This window comes from Otariodibacter oris, assembly GCF_009684715.1.
Taxonomy (GTDB): Bacteria; Pseudomonadota; Gammaproteobacteria; order Enterobacterales; family Pasteurellaceae; genus Otariodibacter; species Otariodibacter oris.
The window spans coordinates 1,779,862-1,800,031 of the sequence record NZ_CP016604.1 but is presented as its reverse complement, the minus strand read 5'-3'; the positions used below and the strand labels follow the sequence as shown (position 1 = coordinate 1,800,031).

14 protein-coding genes and 1 CRISPR repeat array are annotated in these 20,170 nt (G+C 36.3%); of the genes, 4 read left to right on the top strand and 10 right to left on the bottom strand.

The window, feature by feature from the left end:
* The first annotated feature begins 20 nt into the window (after window positions 1–20).
* From cas9 to cas2, 3 genes are read left to right on the top strand one after another with little or no spacing between them, the layout of a single operon-like run.
* Window positions 21–3,197 carry a type II CRISPR RNA-guided endonuclease Cas9 gene (cas9, locus tag A6A10_RS08345; RefSeq protein WP_121124103.1) on the top strand — a complete coding sequence of 1,059 codons (3,177 nt, stop codon included), beginning with the start codon at window positions 21–23 and terminating at the stop codon, window positions 3,195–3,197.
* 60 nt (window positions 3,198–3,257) lie between these two features.
* A complete protein-coding gene (cas1, locus tag A6A10_RS08340; RefSeq protein ID WP_121124105.1) occupies window positions 3,258–4,172 on the top strand; it encodes a type II CRISPR-associated endonuclease Cas1 in 915 nt (304 codons plus the stop codon).
* Window positions 4,165–4,491: a CRISPR-associated endonuclease Cas2 gene (gene cas2, locus A6A10_RS08335; protein ID WP_121124107.1), complete on the top strand. Its 327-nt coding sequence runs from the start codon at window positions 4,165–4,167 to the stop codon at window positions 4,489–4,491. The genes cas1 and cas2 overlap by 8 nt, the downstream gene beginning before the upstream one ends.
* A gap of 249 nt (window positions 4,492–4,740) precedes the next feature.
* A CRISPR array of direct repeats spans window positions 4,741–5,304; the repeat unit is 36 nt; unit sequence ATTGTAGCACAGCGAAATGAGAACGGGAGCTACAAC.
* Window positions 5,305–6,265: 961 nt separating this feature from the next.
* On the opposite strand, the gene A6A10_RS08330 is transcribed toward cas2, so the two are convergent.
* From A6A10_RS08330 to A6A10_RS08310, 5 genes are all read right to left on the bottom strand, one after another.
* Window positions 6,266–6,685: a DoxX family protein gene (locus A6A10_RS08330; protein ID WP_121124111.1), complete on the bottom strand. Its 420-nt coding sequence runs from the start codon at window positions 6,683–6,685 to the stop codon at window positions 6,266–6,268.
* A 338-nt stretch (window positions 6,686–7,023) separates the two neighbouring features.
* Complete coding sequence (gene carB, locus A6A10_RS08325) at window positions 7,024–10,233, bottom strand: carbamoyl-phosphate synthase large subunit (RefSeq protein ID WP_121124113.1); 3,210 nt, start codon at window positions 10,231–10,233, stop codon at window positions 7,024–7,026.
* 58 nt (window positions 10,234–10,291) lie between these two features.
* Window positions 10,292–11,476 carry a phospholipase D family protein gene (locus A6A10_RS08320; protein ID WP_170143768.1) on the bottom strand — a complete coding sequence of 395 codons (1,185 nt, stop codon included), beginning with the start codon at window positions 11,474–11,476 and terminating at the stop codon, window positions 10,292–10,294.
* A 17-nt stretch (window positions 11,477–11,493) separates the two neighbouring features.
* Window positions 11,494–12,618 carry a glutamine-hydrolyzing carbamoyl-phosphate synthase small subunit gene (gene carA, locus A6A10_RS08315; protein WP_121124117.1) on the bottom strand — a complete coding sequence of 375 codons (1,125 nt, stop codon included), beginning with the start codon at window positions 12,616–12,618 and terminating at the stop codon, window positions 11,494–11,496.
* 298 nt (window positions 12,619–12,916) lie between these two features.
* The gene (locus tag A6A10_RS08310) at window positions 12,917–13,240 is read right to left on the bottom strand and encodes a zinc ribbon domain-containing protein YjdM (RefSeq protein ID WP_121124119.1); all 324 of its coding nucleotides are present in this window, start codon (window positions 13,238–13,240) and stop codon (window positions 12,917–12,919) included.
* Window positions 13,241–13,452: 212 nt separating this feature from the next.
* On the opposite strand from A6A10_RS08310, the gene cysK reads away from it, so the two are divergent.
* On the top strand, window positions 13,453–14,400 hold the full coding sequence (cysK, locus tag A6A10_RS08305; protein ID WP_121124121.1) for a cysteine synthase A: 948 nt from the start codon (window positions 13,453–13,455) through the stop codon (window positions 14,398–14,400).
* Window positions 14,401–14,483: 83 nt separating this feature from the next.
* Here cysK and frdD read toward each other — a convergent pair whose 3' ends face one another.
* The 5 genes from frdD to typA all read right to left on the bottom strand — a co-directional run bounded on the left by frdD (window position 14,484) and on the right by typA (window position 20,057).
* A complete protein-coding gene (frdD, locus tag A6A10_RS08300; protein WP_121124123.1) occupies window positions 14,484–14,834 on the bottom strand; it encodes a fumarate reductase subunit FrdD in 351 nt (116 codons plus the stop codon).
* An 8-nt stretch (window positions 14,835–14,842) separates the two neighbouring features.
* Window positions 14,843–15,244 (bottom strand): fumarate reductase subunit FrdC, encoded by a 402-nt coding sequence (gene frdC / locus A6A10_RS08295; protein WP_121124125.1) that lies wholly within the window; start codon window positions 15,242–15,244, stop codon window positions 14,843–14,845.
* Between the two features lie 12 nt (window positions 15,245–15,256).
* The gene (locus tag A6A10_RS08290) at window positions 15,257–16,027 is read right to left on the bottom strand and encodes a succinate dehydrogenase/fumarate reductase iron-sulfur subunit (protein ID WP_121124127.1); all 771 of its coding nucleotides are present in this window, start codon (window positions 16,025–16,027) and stop codon (window positions 15,257–15,259) included.
* Between the two features lie 14 nt (window positions 16,028–16,041).
* The gene (gene frdA, locus A6A10_RS08285) at window positions 16,042–17,826 is read right to left on the bottom strand and encodes a fumarate reductase (quinol) flavoprotein subunit (RefSeq protein WP_121124129.1); all 1,785 of its coding nucleotides are present in this window, start codon (window positions 17,824–17,826) and stop codon (window positions 16,042–16,044) included.
* Window positions 17,827–18,209: 383 nt separating this feature from the next.
* On the bottom strand, window positions 18,210–20,057 hold the full coding sequence (gene typA, locus A6A10_RS08280; protein WP_121124131.1) for a translational GTPase TypA: 1,848 nt from the start codon (window positions 20,055–20,057) through the stop codon (window positions 18,210–18,212).
* Between the last annotated feature and the right edge of the window lie 113 nt (window positions 20,058–20,170).

Below are 20,170 nucleotides of genomic sequence, written 5' to 3'. Positions count from 1 at the left end.
AGCTGAATAAGAGAATTGTGATGAATAACAGTACATTAAATTATATTTTAGGGCTTGATATTGGTATCGCTTCTGTCGGTTGGGCTGTCGTTGAAATTGATGGGGAAGAAAATCCGATTGGGCTAATTGATGTAGGTGTACGCACCTTTGAACGAGCAGAAGTACCCAAAACAGGCGAATCTTTGGCATTAGCTCGACGCTTAAAACGAGGCACAAGACGTTTAATTCGTCGTCGAGCATTCCGTTTATTAAAGGCGAAACGTTTATTAAAGCAAGAGGGAATATTAACCCAAGACGATTTTGAATCTTCAAGGGTTATAAAAAGTTTGCCTCATAATACGTGGGAATTACGTGTTAAAGGATTAACCCAGTTATTATCCAATAAAGAATGGGCAGCAGTGCTACTGCATTTATTGAAACATCGAGGCTATTTATCCCAACGAAAAAATGAAACGAAAACCGATAATAAAGAGTTGGGCGCATTATTATCAGGCGTACATAGTAATCATCAATTATTAGCAGAGAAAAATTATCGAACACCCGCAGAATTAGCCCTCAAACATTTTTATGAAGAAGAAGGACATATTCGCAATCAGCGAGGGGCTTATACCCACACCTTTGGTCGCTTAGATTTAAAACAGGAATTGAGACAATTATTCAACGCACAGCGAGAATTGGGGAACCCTCACACTTCTAATGAACTAGAGCAAGCCTTTACGGAACTTTTAATGTGGCAAAAACCAGCTTTGTCGGGCGAAGCTATTTTAAAAATGTTAGGAAAATGTACTCTTGAGAAAGAAGAATATAAAGCCGCTAAGAACACTTACAGTGCCGAATATTTTGTATGGCTTACCAAGCTAAATAATTTACGCATTTTAGAAAATGGTAGCGAGCGTGCTTTATCACAAGAAGAGCGAGCAATATTAATTGAACAGCCTTATCTCAAAGCAAAACTCACCTATACACAAGTTAGAAAATTATTAGGATTATCTGATCAGGCTCACTTTAAAGGACTCAGCTATCGTAAAGATAATGCCGAGAATACCACATTGATGGAAATGAAAGCGTGGCACGCTATTCGTAAAGCATTAGAAAGTAATGGGCTAAAAACAGAATGGGAAGGGCTAAAAACGCAACCTGATCTTTTAGATAAAATTGGTACGGCTTTTTCACTCTACAAAACTGATGAGGATATCACTCAGTATCTCAATGGTTGCCTTTCAACTGACGTATTGAATACTTTATTAGAGCATCTTAATTTCGATCGATTTATTCATCTTTCTTTGCAAAGTTTAAGCAAGATCTTACCGCTTATGGAACAAGGGTTACGCTACGATGAGGCTTGCAAACAAGTTTATGGCGATCATTATGGAGCGAAAGAGCAACAAGAAGAACGTTATTTACCTGTTATCCCAGCCGATGAAATTCGTAATCCTGTTGTACTAAGAAGTTTATCCCAAGCTCGCAAAATCATTAATGGCGTGGTTCGTCTTTATGGTTCGCCTTGTCGAATACATATTGAAACAGGTCGAGAAGTGGGAAAATCTTATAAAGATAGAAAAGAGATTGAAAAACGTCAGAATGAAAATCAAGCAGATAAATTGCGTGCTATCGCTCACTTTAAAGAACTGTTCCCAAATTTTGTCGGCGAGCCAAAAGCGAAAGATATTTTGAAAATGCGACTCTATGAACAACAACACGGAAAATGTTTATATTCAGGCAAAGGGCTAGATCTCAATCGCTTATTAGAAAAAGGCTATGTGGAGATCGATCACGCATTGCCTTTCTCTCGTACGTGGGATGATAGTTTCAATAATAAAGTCCTTGTGTTAGCAGGCGAAAACCAGAATAAAGGCAATAAAACCCCTTATGAATGGTTAGATGGAAAAGCGGATACAGAACAATGGAAACATTTTGTCTCATTAGTTCTTGGTAGTTATTTTTCACAAAAGAAAAAGCATCGATTATTAACTAAAGAGCTTGATGAAAAAGGATTTAAAGAAAAGAACCTGAATGATACTCGCTATGTGGCTCGTTTCTTATGTAATTACATTGCAGAAAATATGTTATTAACAGGCAAAGGTAAACGCCGAGTATTTGCCTCAAATGGTCAAATTACTAGCTTGTTACGTCATCGTTGGGGAATGAGCAAAAGTCGGGAAGAAAATGACCGCCATCACGCTATTGATGCCATTGTTGTGGCTTGTTCAACGGTGGCGATGCAAAAGAAAATTACTGATTTTGTTCGCCGTAAAGAAATGGATGTGTTTTCGGGGGAAATGGTTGATAAATCAACGGGCGAAATTCAATGGATTCATTTTCCAGAACCTTGGAAGTATTTCAGACAAGAGGCGGAAATTCGCGTATTTAGTGATAATCCACAAGAAGATCTGGTCATTCGTTTGCCAGATCGTCCTCAAGCTAATCATCAATTTGTACAGCCATTGTTTGTATCGAGAGCGCCCACTCGTAAAGTAACAGGGCAAGGGCATATGGAAACCGTCAAATCAGCTAAGCGAATTAATGAAGGTATTAGCGTGATTAAAGTGCCTCTCACTCAATTAAAACTCAAAGAGCTTGAAAATATGGTAAATCGAGAGAGAGAACAAGCATTATATGAATCTCTTAAAGAGCAATTAATGCAATATAACGATGATCCTAATAAAGCATTTGCTGAACCATTTTATAAAAAAGGCGGGCAACAGGTTAAGTCTGTGAGGGTCGAACAATTACAAAAAACGGGTGTATTAGTACATAATGAAACAGGCGTTGCTGATAATGCCTCAATGGTACGAGTGGATGTCTTTAAGAAAAAAGGCAAATATTTCTTAGTACCAATTTATACTTGGCAAGTCGCTAAAGGTATTTTGCCGAATAAAGCAGTAATTCAGAGAAAATCAGAAGATGAATGGGAAGAAATGGATGAAACCGCTGAATTTCAGTTCTCATTATTTGCTAATGATCTTATTAAAGTAACGACTAAGAAAAATGCAATTTTAGGTTATTTTGGTGGGTTAGATAGAGCAACAGGAAATATCAGTATTAAAGAACACGATTTAAATAAAAATGTAGTAAAAAATGGGATTCATACTAGTGTGGGTGTAAAACTTATTCCCAACTTTGAAAAATACCAAGTGGATGAATTAGGTAAAAATATTCGACCTTGTCGAAAATCCAAACGTCTTGGTGTGCGTTAAATCAATGCCCTGCTTTGTAAAAAGTGGGGCATTTTTTTATTTACTATTGAGAGGATGGTTATGAGTTGGCGGAGTATATTAATTAGTAATGGTGGGAAATTATCGCTAAAACGTGGGCAATTATTTATTCAGCAAGATATTGGGGAGTTTTCTGTTCCTTTGGAAGATATTGCGGTAATTGTGGTTGAAAGTAAGGAAACGGTAATTACTGCCCCTTTGCTATCGGCTTTAGCGTTAAATGGCATTACCTTAATGAGTTGCGACAATCAATTTTTACCTTGTGGACAGTGGCTACCTTTTGCCCAATATCATCGACAATTAAAAATATTAAAATTGCAAATGGAATTAACGCAACCACAGAAAAAGCAATTGTGGCAAAAAATTGTTCAGCAAAAAATTCGTAATCAAGCCTTTGTCTTAGAACAATCTGCTCATCCTAAGCAAGCGAATACTTTATATAGTATGGCAAATCGAGTGAAATCGGGCGATAAGGAAAATATTGAGGCTCAAGCCGCACTACTTTATTTTAAAACCGCATTCGGTAAAGATTTTCGGCGTTGGCAAGAAAATAGCGTTAATGCTCATTTGAATTATGCCTACACGATTTTGAGATCCGCCATTGCTCGCTCATTAGTATTATATGGTTGGTTACCCGCATTAGGATTATTTCACCATAGTGAAGTGAACCCATTTAATTTAGCTGATGATTTTATTGAGCCTTTTCGCCCATTGGTAGATTTATGTGTATGGCACTTATGGCAAGAGAATAAATTGGAGCAAGGTTTAATCCCTAAAACTAAGCAAAATTTGGTGTCGTTATTACATTATCAAATGCAGTTTCAAGAGCAGACATTCAGTGTGTTGGCGGCGATTGATCGCACTATTGGTTCGTTACAACAAGCGATACAAGCTAAAAATGCTGAATTATTAAAATTACCCGAAATGTTACCCCTAAAGGAACACCAGTATGAGTGAGGCAAAATTTATGCGAATTATTGTCTTTTTTGATCTACCTGTAACGACTAAAGCGAAACAACGGGCAGCCAATCAATTTCGCCAATTTTTACTGAAAGATGGCTATCAAATGCTCCAACTTTCTGTGTATAGTCGAATTGTGAGGGGACGAGATGCACTAGAAAAGCATAACAAACGATTACGCGAACATTTACCCGAAGAAGGCTCTATTCGTTGTTTAGAAGTGACAGAAAAACAGTTTGCCAATATGCAAATTTTACTGGGTAAACTGAAATTGCAAGAGAAAAAAGTGAATGCTAATCAAATGCTACTTTTTTAATGGATTATTAAAAGAAAATAAATTTTCTATGTAACATAAAAAAACAAGTTTAACTGATTTATTTTTAAGCAAAAAAAATCCTTTTTTTGAAGGGAAAAAGGACGTTATAGTCTAAATTTCAAACTGTTTTTAAAGTGGGATTTAGCTAAAAAAATGTAATTTTTGAGTAGTTTTAGGAATAAATAAATGGAATTTTTGAGATAGAAAAATGCCGATAATCCTTACATAACAAGGGATATCGGCATATCTATTGTAGCACAGCGAAATGAGAACGGGAGCTACAACTTCTATTCCTACGTATTGACCGATAGAGTTATTGTAGCACAGCGAAATGAGAACGGGAGCTACAACAGAGCTATGTTTAGCTGGCTTACAAAATCAATTGTAGCACAGCGAAATGAGAACGGGAGCTACAACGGCTTGGTTTAACTATAAAGGACAAAAAACATTGTAGCACAGCGAAATGAGAACGGGAGCTACAACAAGCAACAAAATCTTAGGATTACAAGCAAAATTGTAGCACAGCGAAATGAGAACGGGAGCTACAACCCTGATATTCTTTGACTGTAAAAACTCTTGATTGTAGCACAGCGAAATGAGAACGGGAGCTACAACGCGATAGATCGTTTAACTCAACGGAGACAAATTGTAGCACAGCGAAATGAGAACGGGAGCTACAACAGCGTATTTGACCCCGTCAAGAGGGTCGAGATTGTAGCACAGCGAAATGAGAACGGGAGCTACAACGGATGAATGGTTACGCAATCGTTATTGGAAATTGTAGCACAGCGAAATGAGAACGGGAGCTACAACCAAACACGTTTTAGAATTTTTATTTGTAATATTGTAGCACAGCGAAATGAGAACCAGTAGAGATTGGCTTACCCTAGAAATTGCATTATAACTGATGATAATGAACGCTTACTTGAAAGTAAAAAGTGGTAATCTTTGTGCTATATATAAAGAATAGCTAAAAAGATTATACAGGCAACACATTGCTAATTGCTAGTTAGTGGGAGTGTAGTTACTAGTCTTTAATATCTAGTACAGAGACTTGTGAGCAGTTATTGGTACATCTGAACATTATGGTCGACATCAAGCAGGAACAAAATATTGTTTAGCATGTCGATTTTGGAATGAGTGAAAATTTGATTGTGAATTACCTAAATAGAATTTAAGAAATAATAAATTTGTATAGAAAAAATCCTCCGATGTACCAAATAACGGCACTACCAATATTCGGAATTAGTGTTTCTCTAGCAGAATTAAGATCAATTTCATAATATGTAGAGATGAAATCATCATATATAACCCATAATGGTAATATGATAAAAATTAACCCTATACTGAGAACTATAAAACTTGTAGCAAGCAAAAGTAATAATGTAATCATTTTAGTGTCCAAGTGTTCTTTTTAAAAGTATTGGATAAATTTTTATAATGATTGTCAATAAACTTTAAGGATTTATATCTTAAAATTTAACATGTTAAGTTAGAATGTATGCAAAAGATTCATTCCTAGAAAGGTAATAATTAAGCTAAATTAAAAGGTTTTGAAAACGTACGTATAAACTGGCATTATTAGCTCATAAGATAGTTTAGGTTTAGATAGATTGATTTTTAATATTAAAACGAAAAGGATAATAAAATCTTATGTTCTAATCTTTTTAAAGTTTTGACTTCAATGTTGAGACTAATCCGGGGTATCCAAATATTGCTACTTACATAGCAGGCTATATGTTTACCAAACTATATAAGTAGCATAAATAATAAATTATTTTCTTTCTAAGAAACGGTCAATACTCCAAGCTCCGCCACCTAGTAACATGATAGCTAAGAAGCCACCAGTAATACCGAAGTTTTTCATTAATTGAATTTCTTGTCCTGGTGCACCATGTACAAGGAAACCTGATACTAATGTGAAAAGACCTAAAATTAAGGCAAGAATACGAGTTTGGAATCCGAGTAGTACAGCTAATCCACCACCAACTTCTAGTAATATTGTAGGTGGAAGTAATATAGCTGGAATACCTAGATGTTCCATATGTTCAGCTGTAAGCTCATAACCATTAAATTTCCCTACGCCAGAAACAAGGAAAATATAAACTAAAAGAGCACGAGCAACTACATTTATTAATGCATAAAGGGTTGGGTTTGTAACAATATTTTTAACAATTACATTAGGATTAAACATGTATTTTTCTCCATTAAAAATTATCAGCTACAAAATATGTAACTAATTTATCATTTAGATCCAACATTGAAGTGTGGTGTTTAAAAAAGATTGAAATGAAAAATGTGTAACAAGCTCTTGTTATTAGGTTTTATTGCCATTATAAAAGCATAACAAAATGCTACAAACATTTTACAAATGCAACGATACCAAATCTCAAGCGTATTGAAAACTGCTGTGAGAGTCTTCACAAGATTATTTGATCGTTATCAATAAAATTTAATTAATTATAGGAAGTGATAGATTAATCCTACCTCTCCATAAATGACAGGTAGGATTATTATCGATATTGGCGGTACTTAATTGGTTAATTCTGCATGCAGCTGTTGAATAGAATACACATCAAATTCATTGATATGTTCTACTGCTGTAGAAATTGCATCAGCACTAGCAATCGTTGTGTAAATAGGCACACGTTGCTGTAAGGCAGTGCGACGGATAGAGTGACTATCTGCAATTACCTCTGAATCCCCACTTACCGTATTAATGACTAATGCAATTTCATTATTTTTAATTGCATCAACAATGTGTGGACGCCCTTCTCTCACTTTATTAATAGTCTGCACTGCAATACCATTTTCTCGTAAGAATTTAGCCGATCCCCACGTTGCACATAAGCCATAGCCTTGTTCTTGGAAACGTTTAGCAATATTTAATAAGGTCGGTTTATCTTGATCAACAACGGACATAAACACTTTTCCAACTTTTGGAATTCGTTCTCCCGCACCTAATTGAGCTTTGTAAAAGGCTTCGGCAAAGGTTTCACCGATGCCCATCACTTCACCTGTTGAACGCATTTCAGGGCCTAAAATCGTATCAACACCTGGGAATTTGATGAATGGGAATACCGCTTCCTTAACAAAGTATTTGTGTGGAATAATCTCTTCCAATGCATTCAATTCAGCGAGGGTTTCGCCTGCCATAACTCGTGCAGCAATTTTTGCTAAAGATTGTCCTGTTGCTTTACTTACGAAAGGCACAGTACGACTTGCTCTCGGATTGACTTCAAGTACATAGATAACATCATTCTGTACCGCAAACTGTACGTTCATTAGCCCTTTCACTTTTAAGGCCAACGCCATTTCTTTAGTTTGTCTGCGAATTTCATCAAGGATCTGACCGCTTAGTGAGTATGCAGGAAGTGAGCAAGCGGAATCACCACTGTGAATACCGGCTTGTTCAACGTGTTGCATAATGCCACCGATAACCACGTTTTTTCCATCACAAATACAATCCACATCGACTTCAATCGCATTATTTAGGAAGTGATCGAGCAAAATTGGGCTATCGTTAGATACAGAAACGGCTTCTCGCATATAGGTATTCAATTCTTCATCGTTATAAACGATTTGCATCGCTCGTCCACCTAATACGTAAGAAGGACGAACAACGAGCGGATAGCCGACTTCATTCGCCAACTCTAACGCTTCTGAGGCATTACGAGCCGTACGGTTGGCGGGTTGTTTGAGATTGAGATCATTGAGAATACGTTGGAAACGTTCACGATCTTCTGCAGCATCAATACTATCTGCGGAAGTTCCAATAATATTTACACCATTTTCGTGTAGTGCATTGGCTAATTTTAATGGTGTTTGACCGCCATAATGAACAATGACACCCCAAGGATTTTCTACTCGCACAATCTCAAGCACATCTTCGAGAGTCAAAGGCTCGAAATACAAGCGATCAGAAGTATCGAAATCGGTTGAAACAGTTTCTGGATTGCAGTTCACCATAATAGTTTCATAGCCCGCTTCACGTAAAGCAAGTGAAGCATGAACACAACAATAATCAAACTCGATCCCTTGTCCGATACGGTTTGGTCCGCCCCCTAAGATCATCACTTTTTTACGATCGCTTGGGTTAGACTCACACTCTTCTTCATAGGTTGAGTAAAGGTAAGCCGTATCTGATGCAAATTCAGCAGCACAAGTATCGACTCGTTTATAAACAGGTAAAATACCTAAATTATGACGATAATCACGTACGGTTTTTTCACTGACTTTGGTTAATTCAGCAATACGTTTATCGGAGAAACCTTTGCGTTTTAAGCGACGTAATTCTTCACGATCAAGATCGCTAAATTGTTTTTTCTCTAAATTAAGTTCTTCTTGAACAAGATCTTGAATTTGAATTAAGAACCAAGGATCAATTTTAGAATAATAATGAACATCCTCTAGAGAGAATCCTGCACCAAAGGCATCAGCAACATATAAGATACGGTTTGGACCGGGATTTGCTAATTCCCTACGAATTTTTTCTGGTTCTTCAGATAGCAAATTGAACCCGCAAATCCCCGTTTCTAAACCACGTAGCGCTTTTTGTAATGATTCTTGGAATGTTCTTCCCATCGCCATGACTTCCCCAACGGATTTCATTTGAGTAGTTAAGCGATCATCCGCATTGGCAAATTTTTCAAAGGCAAAACGAGGGATTTTGGTCACAACATAATCTAGAGTTGGCTCGAAAGAGGCTGGAATTAAGCCACCAGTAATATCATTACGGAGTTCATTTAAGGTATAACCTACCGCCAGTTTTGCTGCAACTTTCGCAATCGGGAAGCCCGTAGCTTTGGAAGCAAGTGCAGAAGAACGGCTTACACGAGGGTTCATTTCAATCACGATCATTTCGCCATTTTCTGGATTAATCGCAAATTGCACATTTGACCCGCCCGTATCCACCCCAATTTCACGCAATACCGCTAAAGAGGCATTACGCATAATTTGGTATTCCTTATCTGTTAAAGTTTGAGCTGGAGCAACAGTAATAGAGTCGCCAGTATGGACTCCCATTGGATCAAAGTTCTCAATTGAACAGATGATAATACAGTTATCGGCTTTATCTCGAACAACTTCCATTTCATATTCTTTCCAGCCAAGGACAGATTGTTCAATCAATAATTCGTGCGTTGGTGAGGCTTCAAAACCACGCTCACAAATCGCCATAAATTCATCTTGATTATAAGCAATACCGCCACCAGAACCACCCATCGTGAAAGAGGGACGAATTAAGGTTGGGAATCCCACTTCTTTTTGTGCGGTTAAGGCCTCTTCAAAACTATGAGCAACAAATGATTTAGGGCAAGATAATCCTATCTTAGCCATTGCCTCTTTAAATCGTCCACGATCTTCTGCCTTATCAATCGCATCTTCGGTCGCCCCAATAAGTTCAACATTGTATTGTTTTAATACACCGTGACGGGAAAGATCTAATGCACAATTTAATGCAGTTTGCCCACCCATTGTCGGTAAAATCGCATCTGGACGTTCTTTCTCAATAATTTTGGTAACAGTACGCCATTCAATTGGCTCAATGTAAGTCACATCCGCCATATTTGGATCGGTCATAATCGTTGCTGGGTTAGAATTGACTAACACCACTTTATAACCTTCCTCACGCAATGCTTTGCAAGCCTGAGCTCCTGAATAGTCAAATTCACACGCTTGCCCAATAACAATCGGACCCGCTCCAATAATTAAAATCGTTTTTATATCTGTACGTTTTGGCATTTTGTTTTCTCTGATTTTGAAATTAGTTAAATATGAAATTATTCAGCAATATTAATTTTTATTGTGGCTTATAATAAATACAATCAAGCAAAGCTACTCTATATTTCCATGCTAATTTTTCTTCTGGATCTTTTGGTTCTGGTCTATTAAACCAAGGTGTTTCATATATAATAGATAATAATTCATCCCAATAACGTTCAGCATAAAAACTATTACTAGATATTCCGAAATCTTTTAATATACCTTTATTGGCTCCGTTAAAACTTATGAACAAATCAGGTCTTTTCATTGATATTATTCTTGTTACAACGGAAGTTTCTCTTTCTCCTTTGCAAAGATGATCAATATTATGAGCATAATGCATAAATAATTCTTTATTTATATTACCTTCCAGTGGAATACCATCAATCAAGGAACTTAGCTTTTTATTGTTAGTATTTACTCTATTGGAAAAGGTTCCTCTCGCTTGTAAATTTCCAAACCAAGGAGCTCTCTCATCAGAGCATTTTAATCCACAGATAAATTTACGGTTATCTTCATTGATCATTGAGAATGTTTCATGTGACTTAAATAAATATTGAAATAATTCAAGCATTTTTAGTCGGCTTTTAAAATTGTGATATGGATCTTTTTTTACTTCTTGGAAATATTCTGCCCAAGAGCATGTTAAAATTTCATTATCTAACACAGGATTTTTTAGTATGCTTTTAGATTGAAAGTCAGTTAATTTATTAATACTCTTTCTTTTTACGGAATATAATTCTTCATAGCGTTTAATATATTCTTTAGAAATTTCTTTTGCTGATTTAAAACATTGATCTAAAAAATTACTAACCTCATTAAATAATTTATTATCTTCTACATCCTCACTGTTTATAAACATCATGTTTTCAGTATTTTTTCCATGAAATGCCCCATGAGTAAAATTAGCACTACCAGATAAAACAGCCCAATCATTTTCATCATTCCAAAATAAATAAACTTTAGGATGAAAAACACCTGATGCTTGTAACGAGATTTTCACTTGTTTATTACTTTTAAATTTGATTAATACTTGAGGATCTGTTTGATAAAAATGAATACCTACTGTTGAGGATTGAATTTTAGTCTTATTCATAAGAAGAGTTTCAAAAGCTGGATGATTAGATGATGCCCACGCAGTTGCAAAAGAAATATTTTTATATTTATTTACTAATGAATTAAATTTAGCAGTAAGCGTTGATTGTTTAGTAATAAATTTCATAATTAATCCTTCCAGAATCATTGCCCTATATTTCTTAGTTCATCGACAAATTTATCAAACAAATAAGCTACATCATTTGGACCAGGACTCGCTTCAGGATGCCCTTGGAAAGAAAATGCCACTTGGTCAGTCAATTCAATACCTTGTACGGAATTATCAAATAAAGAGCGATGAGTGACTTTAACATTGCTCGGTAAACTATTTTCATCAACTTCAAAACCGTGGTTTTGGCTTGTAATTAGCACTTTTTGTGTTGCAAGATCTTGTACGGGATGATTTGCACCGTGATGCCCAAATGCCATTTTTTTCGTTTTACCGCCTGTTGCTAATCCCAATAATTGATGCCCTAGGCAAATACCAAAGATTGGTTTTTTAGTGGCTAATAACTTTTTAATTGCGGTAATTGCATATTCGCAAGGCTCTGGATCACCGGGTCCATTAGAAAGGAAAATACCATCTGGATTCAAGGCGAGTACCGCTTCAGCTGAAGTAGTCGCAGGAACAACCGTTAAACGACATCCTCGTTCAGCCAACATTCGCAAGATATTACGTTTTACGCCGAAATCATAAGCGACAACGTGAAATTCCGCTTTTTGTTGCGTAACATAGCCTTGACCCAATTTCCACTCGCTTTCTTTCCATTGATAAAGTTCTTTGCAAGTGACTTCTTTTGCCAGATCTTTTCCTGCCATTGAACCAAAACTTTTTGCAAGTGCTAATGCTTCGGTTTCATCTGTGCCAACATAAATACAACCTGCCTGAGCGCCTTTATCACGCAAAATGCGGGTTAAACGACGCGTATCAATATCAGCAATAGCAACAATTTTATGATGGATAAGATAATCAGAAAGGGATGAATTAGAACGGAAGTTACTATGTAAAAGGGGAAGATCTCGAATAATTAGTCCTGAGGCATAAACACGATTGGATTCTTCATCTTCATTATTCGTTCCCGTGTTACCTATATGAGGATAAGTGAGGGTAACAATTTGGCTAGTATATGAGGGATCAGTGAGAATTTCTTGGTAACCCGTCATTGCCGTATTAAATACAACTTCACCGATTGTATGTCCCTGATAGCCAATCGACTTACCATGGAACACCGAACCGTCTGCGAGTACAAGAATTGCAGGTTCAAACATATTTTACTCCTATTTAGAATCTGTTTGGTTGGTACTTTCGAGTCGCCATTAACCTTTACTAGAAGTAGGCGAGTAAGTTTAAATGAGCAAACGATTGCTTTCAAGTTAAACTTTATAGAAAGTGCTTCAAATATATCTATTACATTTTTATGCATTAATATTGCATTTTTATTCATAAAATTTCAATAAATATTTAATATGAACTCTATTTCTTTTATGCAAGCGGTTAGAATGAATGGATTTTTTGCAAATAAAAAAACGGACAGTTAAGTGTCCGTTTCAGATGAAGTGATTTTATTTAGGCTTTCTTTAAAAACTCTGATTTAAGTAGTAACTTTCCACAATCGACATTGTGATCGCCAGAAACAAGGCGAATACCTTTAAATTTAGTCCCTTTCTTTAAGACTTCTGATGAACCTTTTAATTTTAAGTCTTTGATGAGTAACACATCATCACCATCAGATAATAAATTCCCATTACTGTCTTTTACAATTAATTTATCATCATCTTGTTCTTCTATTTCTTCGCCTGTCCATTCATAAGCACAATCAGGGCAAACGAATTGAATCGAGTCGTGGTAAGTATTTTCGCTTTTACACGTTGGACAAATAGGGAAATCCATAAATATTCCTTAATCAATTAAAAGTTCACTATTCTACAAGAAATTGAAGGCATTTGCGTTGATTTTTTCCATTTTATTGTGAAACATGCTTTTTTATTAGCTCATATTTTTTAAAGTTATATATCATTTAGTTATATAAAATAGATATTATATTCTTAACATTTTATGGAAATTGAGTATCCTTTTCCTAATTCATTTAGGAGGAAATAATCATGAAAATTCATTCAGATCATTCAGAAGCTATTGGTAATAGTCCACTTGTTCGTTTAAAAAATTTTGGTAAAAATGGCAATATCTTGGCAAAAATTGAATCAAGAAACCCAAGTTTTAGTGTTAAAGATCGCATTGGTGCCAATATGGTATGGCAAGCTGAAAAAGATGGTATTTTAACTAAAGGCAAAGAAATTGTAGATGCAACAAGTGGTAATACAGGGATTGCGTTAGCTTATGTTGCGGCAGCACGAGGCTATAAATTAACAATTGTGATGCCAGAAACGATGAGTATTGAACGTCGTCGTTTATTAAAAGGTTTAGGTGCAACTTTAGTTTTAACTGAAGGTGCTAAAGGGATGAAAGGTGCGATTGCAAAAGCAGAGGAAATTATTGCAAGTAATCCTGATCATTACGTGATGCTAAAACAATTTGAAAATCCTGCTAACCCAGCTATTCATGAGCAAACAACAGGTCCAGAAATTTGGAACGATACAGAAGGTAAAGTTGATGTATTTGTTGCTGGTGTTGGAACTGGTGGTACCATCACCGGAACTACTCGTTACCTTAAAAAACAAGGTAAGGAAATCATTAGTGTTGCCGTTGAACCTGAAGAGTCACCAGTGATCACACAAACATTAAATGGCGAAGAGGTAAAACCAGGCTCGCACAAAATCCAAGGAATTGGTGCAGGTTTCATTCCTAAAAATTTAGATTTAAGTTTAATTGATCGCGTAGAAAAGGTTGATAGTAATACAGCTATTGAAACAGCACGCAGATTAATGGCAGAGGAAGGGATTTTAGCTGGGATTTCTTCAGGAGCAGCAGTAGCTGCGGCAGATCGTATTGCTCAATTACCTGAGTTTGCAGATAAAACAATCGTAGTTATTTTACCATCTGCGTCAGAAAGATATTTGAGTACAGCCTTATTTGAGGGAATTGAAGCATAAAGCTGATAGCTGAATAAAATAGTAACCAACAAAAAGCGGAGAGATTATAAAATCTCTCCGCTTTTGTATTCATAAGCTAAATCTTATAAATTAATCACTGCAAAAAATGCGAGTACACTATAAAGCACTGATAGTCCATAAAATATAACGCCACCAGCTGGTATATGCAGTTTAAAATCGTGCATACCATGATGGATACGATGCATTGCGCCCCATACTGAAAAAATTAATACGATCAAAATTACTAATTTTCCAATCCAACTATGTAAAAATGAAACGAATCCAAATACATTTTCTGGGCTAATCAATCCGAATGGCAGTAGAAAGCCGATTAATAAGATTAGTACTGGGAAAAGAATTGCGGTAACAGTTGTTCCTGCCCCAAATAACAGCCATACTACTGGCTCATTAGAACGTTTAGGTGCTTCTTTCATTTGTCCCCCTAGATATACATCAAAATTAAAATTACTACGCTAACAATAGCGGTTAAAGCCCATAAGCTTAATGTAATTATATTTGGATTTATTCTTTGATTTTTTACTATTATGTTTAGTACTTTTGGTACCATTTTATAATAAGTCACCGTATTTAATACTGCAGCAGCTAATGCAATAATATTCAGTATTACAACAATAGGGTTTTGTAAGAAATCAACAAAATCAGAAAAGCCAGGTAGTCCATTCCCTAAGCTAATTACTCCATAAAGCAGCACTAGGCAGAACCATAAAGTAGGAACTGACGTTGCTTCGCGAGCAATATAGAGTTTGTAAAAATCTAACCTTTTCCACCATGTTGGTTTTACTTCACGCACGTATTTTTTGCGTTTACTTGCTGTTGTTGTCATTTTACATTCTCCTTACTTTTGCGGTTTTAACATTGCAAAGACATAATCTATAGAGCTTTCTACTTTGCCTTGGTTAACAGCTGAAGCAGGATCAACATGTTTTGGACATACTTCAGAGCAATATCCAACAAAAGTACAACTCCATACACCATTTTTACCATTGATAATTTTCATACGTTCAGCTTTACCGTTATCACGATTATCTAGGTTATAGCGGTGAGCAAGCGTTAAAGCGGCAGGGCCTACAAACTCAGGATTTAAGCCAAATTGAGGGCAAGCTGCATAACATAACCCACAGTTAATACACATGGAAAATGTACGATATTTTTCCAATTGTGCAGGTGTTTGTTTTGTACGACTTTTAGCTAATTCTGCAGATGGATGAGGATTACCATCTAATTCAGGCTCTTTATTGTCTATAATATAGGGCTTTATTGATTCTAAACTTTCAATAAAGTGGCTTAAATCTACAACTAAATCACGTTCAATTGGGAAGTTAGCAAGCGGTTCAATTCGCATATAACCACTGTAATCACGTAGGAATGTTTTACATGCTAATTTCGGTTTACCATTTACCATCATTCCACAAGAACCACAGATAGCCATACGGCAAGACCAACGATACGAAAGCTCTGGCTCTAATTCATCTTTGATATAACCTAAAGCATCAAGTAGAGAGGTTTGGCTATCATAAGGTACTTCGTACTTACTCAAAAAAGGTTCATTGTCTTGTTCTGGGTTATAACGAAGGACTTCCACCGTCATTTTATTTTTATTAACCATTTTATTCCCCTTACTTATTTGCCTTGATTTGCTTTTTCTAGTGCTTCTGCTTCAGCACCATATACACGTTTAGCTGGTTGTGATTTAGTAATCTTCACATCACTATATTTGATAGTTGGTGCACCATCAGCATTGTAGAATGCTAAAGTATGTTTTAAATAATTTACATCATCACGTTCTTCATAGTCTAAACGTTGATGCGCACCCCGAGACTCTTTACGTTCAACAGCAGAAGATGAAATAGATTGTGCAACATCAAGGATATATCCAAGTTCTATTTTGTAGAGTAAATCGGTATTGAATACACTTGAATTATCTTTTATTTTTATACGTTTATAACGTTCTTTAAGCTCTGCAATTTTATTGACGGTTTTTTCCATACTTTCTTGAGTACGATAAATACCACAACCTTCTTCCATTGAGTCACCCATTTCATTACGAATTTGTGACCAAGATTCTTCACCTTCTTGGCGAGCAAGTGCATAGACTCTTTCAAGGACATCTTTAGCTTGGGCATCAATGACTGCTTGATTACGAGGAGATGCTTCTACTGCACGTCGTGCAGCCATTTCACCAGCAACTTTACCAAATACAACAAGTTCAGCTAATGAGTTAGAACCCAAACGATTAGCTCCATGTAAACCAGAAGAGGCACATTCACCTACAGCTAATAACCCTTTTATACTCGTTTCTGCATGCTGATCAACTTCAATTCCCCCCATTGTGTAGTGTACAACTGGGCGGACTGGAATTGGTGCAGTGACAGGATCAACACCTTCATAAGCTTTAGCTAATTCACAAATAAAAGGTAGGCGCTCAAGTAGATGTTTTTCACCTAAATGACGTAGATCTAAGTGAACAACATCAACTCCTTTTGCTGTTTTTAGTGTGTTTCCTTTACGCCATTCTTGCCAGAATGCTTGTGATACTTTATCACGAGGACCTAGTTCCATATATTTATTTTCAGGTTTACCAATTGGTGTTTCTGGTCCTAGTCCATAATCTTGTAAGTAACGATAACCATCTTTGTTAACCAAGATACCACCTTCACCACGGCATCCTTCTGTCATAAGAATACCTGTATTTGGTAATCCTGTTGGGTGATATTGTACAAACTCCATGTCACGTAATGGTACACCATGACGATAAGCCATTGATAATCCATCACCAGTTACGATACCACCATTAGTATTGAAGCGGAAAGCTCGGCATCCACCACCAGTTGCAATTACAACGGCATTTGCATTGATTTGAACGAAAGTACCTTCCATCATGTTCATTGCAACACAACCGCGAGCTTGGCCTTCATCGACTAGGATATCAACAACGAAATGTTCATCGAAACGAATAATTTGAGGGTATTTAATAGATGTTTGGAAGAGAGTGTGTAATAAGTGGAAACCTGTTTTATCGGCAGCGAACCAAGTTCTTTCAATTTTCATCCCACCGAAACGGCGAACATTGACGTCACCATCTTCTTTTCGGCTCCAAGGACATCCCCAACGTTCTAGCTGAGTCATTTCTACTGGTGAATGTTCAACAAAATATTCCACAACATCTTGCTCACATAACCAGTCACCACCACCGACAGTATCGTTAAAATGCTTATCATAAGAGTCAGTATCCTTTATTACTGCTGCTGCACCACCTTCGGCTGCAACAGTATGACTTCTCATTGGGTAAACTTTAGAAATTAAAGCAATTTTAAGATTTGGGTTTGCTTCTGCTGCAGCTATAGCTGAACGTAATCCACCGCCACCGGCGCCCACAATTGCAATATCAACATTGACAGTTTGCACAATCTCCTCCTCGGAAAATAAAATACGTCAAATAATTTAAACACTACTATTCTGCCATTATTCTCACCAATTTATAATCGTTTTTTACATTTTATTAACCTAAAAAATGATGTTTTGTGATCTACCTCAAAAATATTCTTAAGTAAGAATATTTATTGATAATCAATTGTATTTATTGGTTAAAATTAATTTTGAATAGAGGATAGGAGTACGAAATTGTAACTTTTAATGATTTACTAAAAATAAAGCAGGTATTCGTTATATAAGTTATCTTTGATCTTATTTGAATTCTGTTATTTTAGTCAATTAATGATTGAAAGAGATTAAGTGGTTAATAACCACTTAATCTCTTTTTATACACTAATAATAATTTATGAATGAATCTAGTGAGTACTTGTACTTGTTGTTGTACGACCAGCACGTTTACGATCTGTTTCTGTCAGTAATTTTTTACGAATACGTACAGCAACAGGTGTTACCTCTACTAATTCATCATCATCAATAAACTCTAAAGCTTGTTCTAATGTAAAGCGAATCGGAGTAGAAAGCGTTAATGCTTCATCTTTACCTGATGCACGCATATTTGTGAGCTTTTTACCTTGAAGTGCATTTACGGTTAAGTCATTTGAACGGCTATGAATACCGATAACTTGTCCTTCATAAACTTCTGTACCATGTTCAATCATTAATTTACCACGCTCTTGTAAGCCATAAAGTGCATAAGCTAATGCTTTACCCGTACCATTTGAAATTAATACACCATTGATACGTTGTCCAATTTCACCCGGTTTTACATCATCATAATGGCTGAAACTTGAATAAAGTAAACCTGTACCTGATGTCATTGTCATAAATTCATTACGGAAACCAATTAATCCACGGCTTGGAATAATGTATTCTAAACGTGTACGACCTTTACCATCTGGCGACATATCACGTACTTCACCTTTACGGATACCAAGTGCTTCCATTACTGAACCTTGATGCTGTTCTTCAATATCAATCGTTACTTGTTCAAATGGTTCTTGCTTGTGACCATTTTCTTGTTTAAAAATAACTTTAGGACGAGAAACCGCTAATTCATAACCTTCACGACGCATATTTTCAATTAATACTGATAAATGTAATTCACCACGACCAGAAACACGGAAAATATCTGGATCTTCTGTTTCTTCAACACGTAATGCTACGTTATGGACTAATTCTTTTTTCAAGCGTTCTAAAATTTGACGAGAAGTAACGTATTTACCTTCTTGCCCACAGAATGGAGAAGTATTTACACAGAAGAACATGGTTACAGTTGGTTCATCAACAGTAAGTGCAGGTAATGCTTCTACATTATTAATATCACAAATCGTATCTGAAATATTGAGTTCGCCTAAACCAGTGATTGCAATAATATCACCAGCAAAAGCCTCAGTCGCTTCATAACGTTGTAAACCTAAATGACCTAGCACTTGACCGATACGACCGTTACGAGTTTTTCCTTCTGCATCAATCAACGTAATTGGTTGGTTTGGTTTTACTGAACCACGTTTAATACGCCCAATTCCAATAACACCTAAGTAGCTGTTATAGTCTAATTGTGAAATTTGCATTTGGAATGGTGCGTTAAGCTCAACATTTGGTGGTGAAACGTGTTTAATAATCGCTTCAAATAACGGATCCATATTTGGTGCAAGATCTTCATGTTCTAACCCCGCCACACCGTTTAATGCTGAAGCGTAGATGATTGGGAAGTCTAACTGTTCATCTGTTGCACCTAAGTTTACGAAAAGATCGAAAACTTGATCCACAACCCAATCAGGACGAGCACCTGGACGATCGACTTTATTGATTACAACGATTGGTTTTAATCCGTGAGCAAAGGCTTTTTGTGTCACAAAACGGGTTTGTGGCATTGGACCATCAAAAGCATCAACAACCAATAATACTGAATCAACCATTGACAACACACGCTCTACTTCACCACCGAAGTCTGCGTGTCCCGGAGTATCTACGATATTAATACGATAATCATTCCAGTCAATTGCTGTATTTTTCGCTAAAATTGTAATTCCACGTTCTTTCTCGAGGTCATTGGAATCCATAACACGTTCTGCATCATCACCTCGACTTGTATCAAGGGTACCAGAAAGTTTAAGAAGTTTATCTACCAGTGTTGTTTTACCATGGTCAACGTGAGCGATAATTGCGATATTGCGCAATTTATTTGTATCTATATTTTGCATTGAAATTACTTATATATGGGGTAGTCATGTCACCAAGACGATACTACCAAAATAGGAACTAATTGATGAATTTTCATCAAGACAAATAATGGGATTTAACCCAAACGATTGAA

What these genes read in the sequence shown, in the direction of transcription:
- cas9 (WP_121124103.1), top strand. Translation starts at nt 21, where the DNA reads ATGAATAACAGTACATTAAATTATATTTTAGGGCTTGATATTGGTATC.
- cas1 (WP_121124105.1), top strand. Translation starts at nt 3,258, where the DNA reads ATGAGTTGGCGGAGTATATTAATTAGTAATGGTGGGAAATTATCGCTA.
- cas2 (WP_121124107.1), top strand. Translation starts at nt 4,165, where the DNA reads ATGAGTGAGGCAAAATTTATGCGAATTATTGTCTTTTTTGATCTACCT.
- A6A10_RS08330 (WP_121124111.1), bottom strand. Translation starts at nt 6,685, where the DNA reads ATGTTTAATCCTAATGTAATTGTTAAAAATATTGTTACAAACCCAACC.
- carB (WP_121124113.1), bottom strand. Translation starts at nt 10,233, where the DNA reads ATGCCAAAACGTACAGATATAAAAACGATTTTAATTATTGGAGCGGGT.
- A6A10_RS08320 (WP_170143768.1), bottom strand. Translation starts at nt 11,476, where the DNA reads ATGAAATTTATTACTAAACAATCAACGCTTACTGCTAAATTTAATTCA.
- carA (WP_121124117.1), bottom strand. Translation starts at nt 12,618, where the DNA reads ATGTTTGAACCTGCAATTCTTGTACTCGCAGACGGTTCGGTGTTCCAT.
- A6A10_RS08310 (WP_121124119.1), bottom strand. Translation starts at nt 13,240, where the DNA reads ATGGATTTCCCTATTTGTCCAACGTGTAAAAGCGAAAATACTTACCAC.
- cysK (WP_121124121.1), top strand. Translation starts at nt 13,453, where the DNA reads ATGAAAATTCATTCAGATCATTCAGAAGCTATTGGTAATAGTCCACTT.
- frdD (WP_121124123.1), bottom strand. Translation starts at nt 14,834, where the DNA reads ATGAAAGAAGCACCTAAACGTTCTAATGAGCCAGTAGTATGGCTGTTA.
- frdC (WP_121124125.1), bottom strand. Translation starts at nt 15,244, where the DNA reads ATGACAACAACAGCAAGTAAACGCAAAAAATACGTGCGTGAAGTAAAA.
- A6A10_RS08290 (WP_121124127.1), bottom strand. Translation starts at nt 16,027, where the DNA reads ATGGTTAATAAAAATAAAATGACGGTGGAAGTCCTTCGTTATAACCCA.
- typA (WP_121124131.1), bottom strand. Translation starts at nt 20,057, where the DNA reads ATGCAAAATATAGATACAAATAAATTGCGCAATATCGCAATTATCGCT.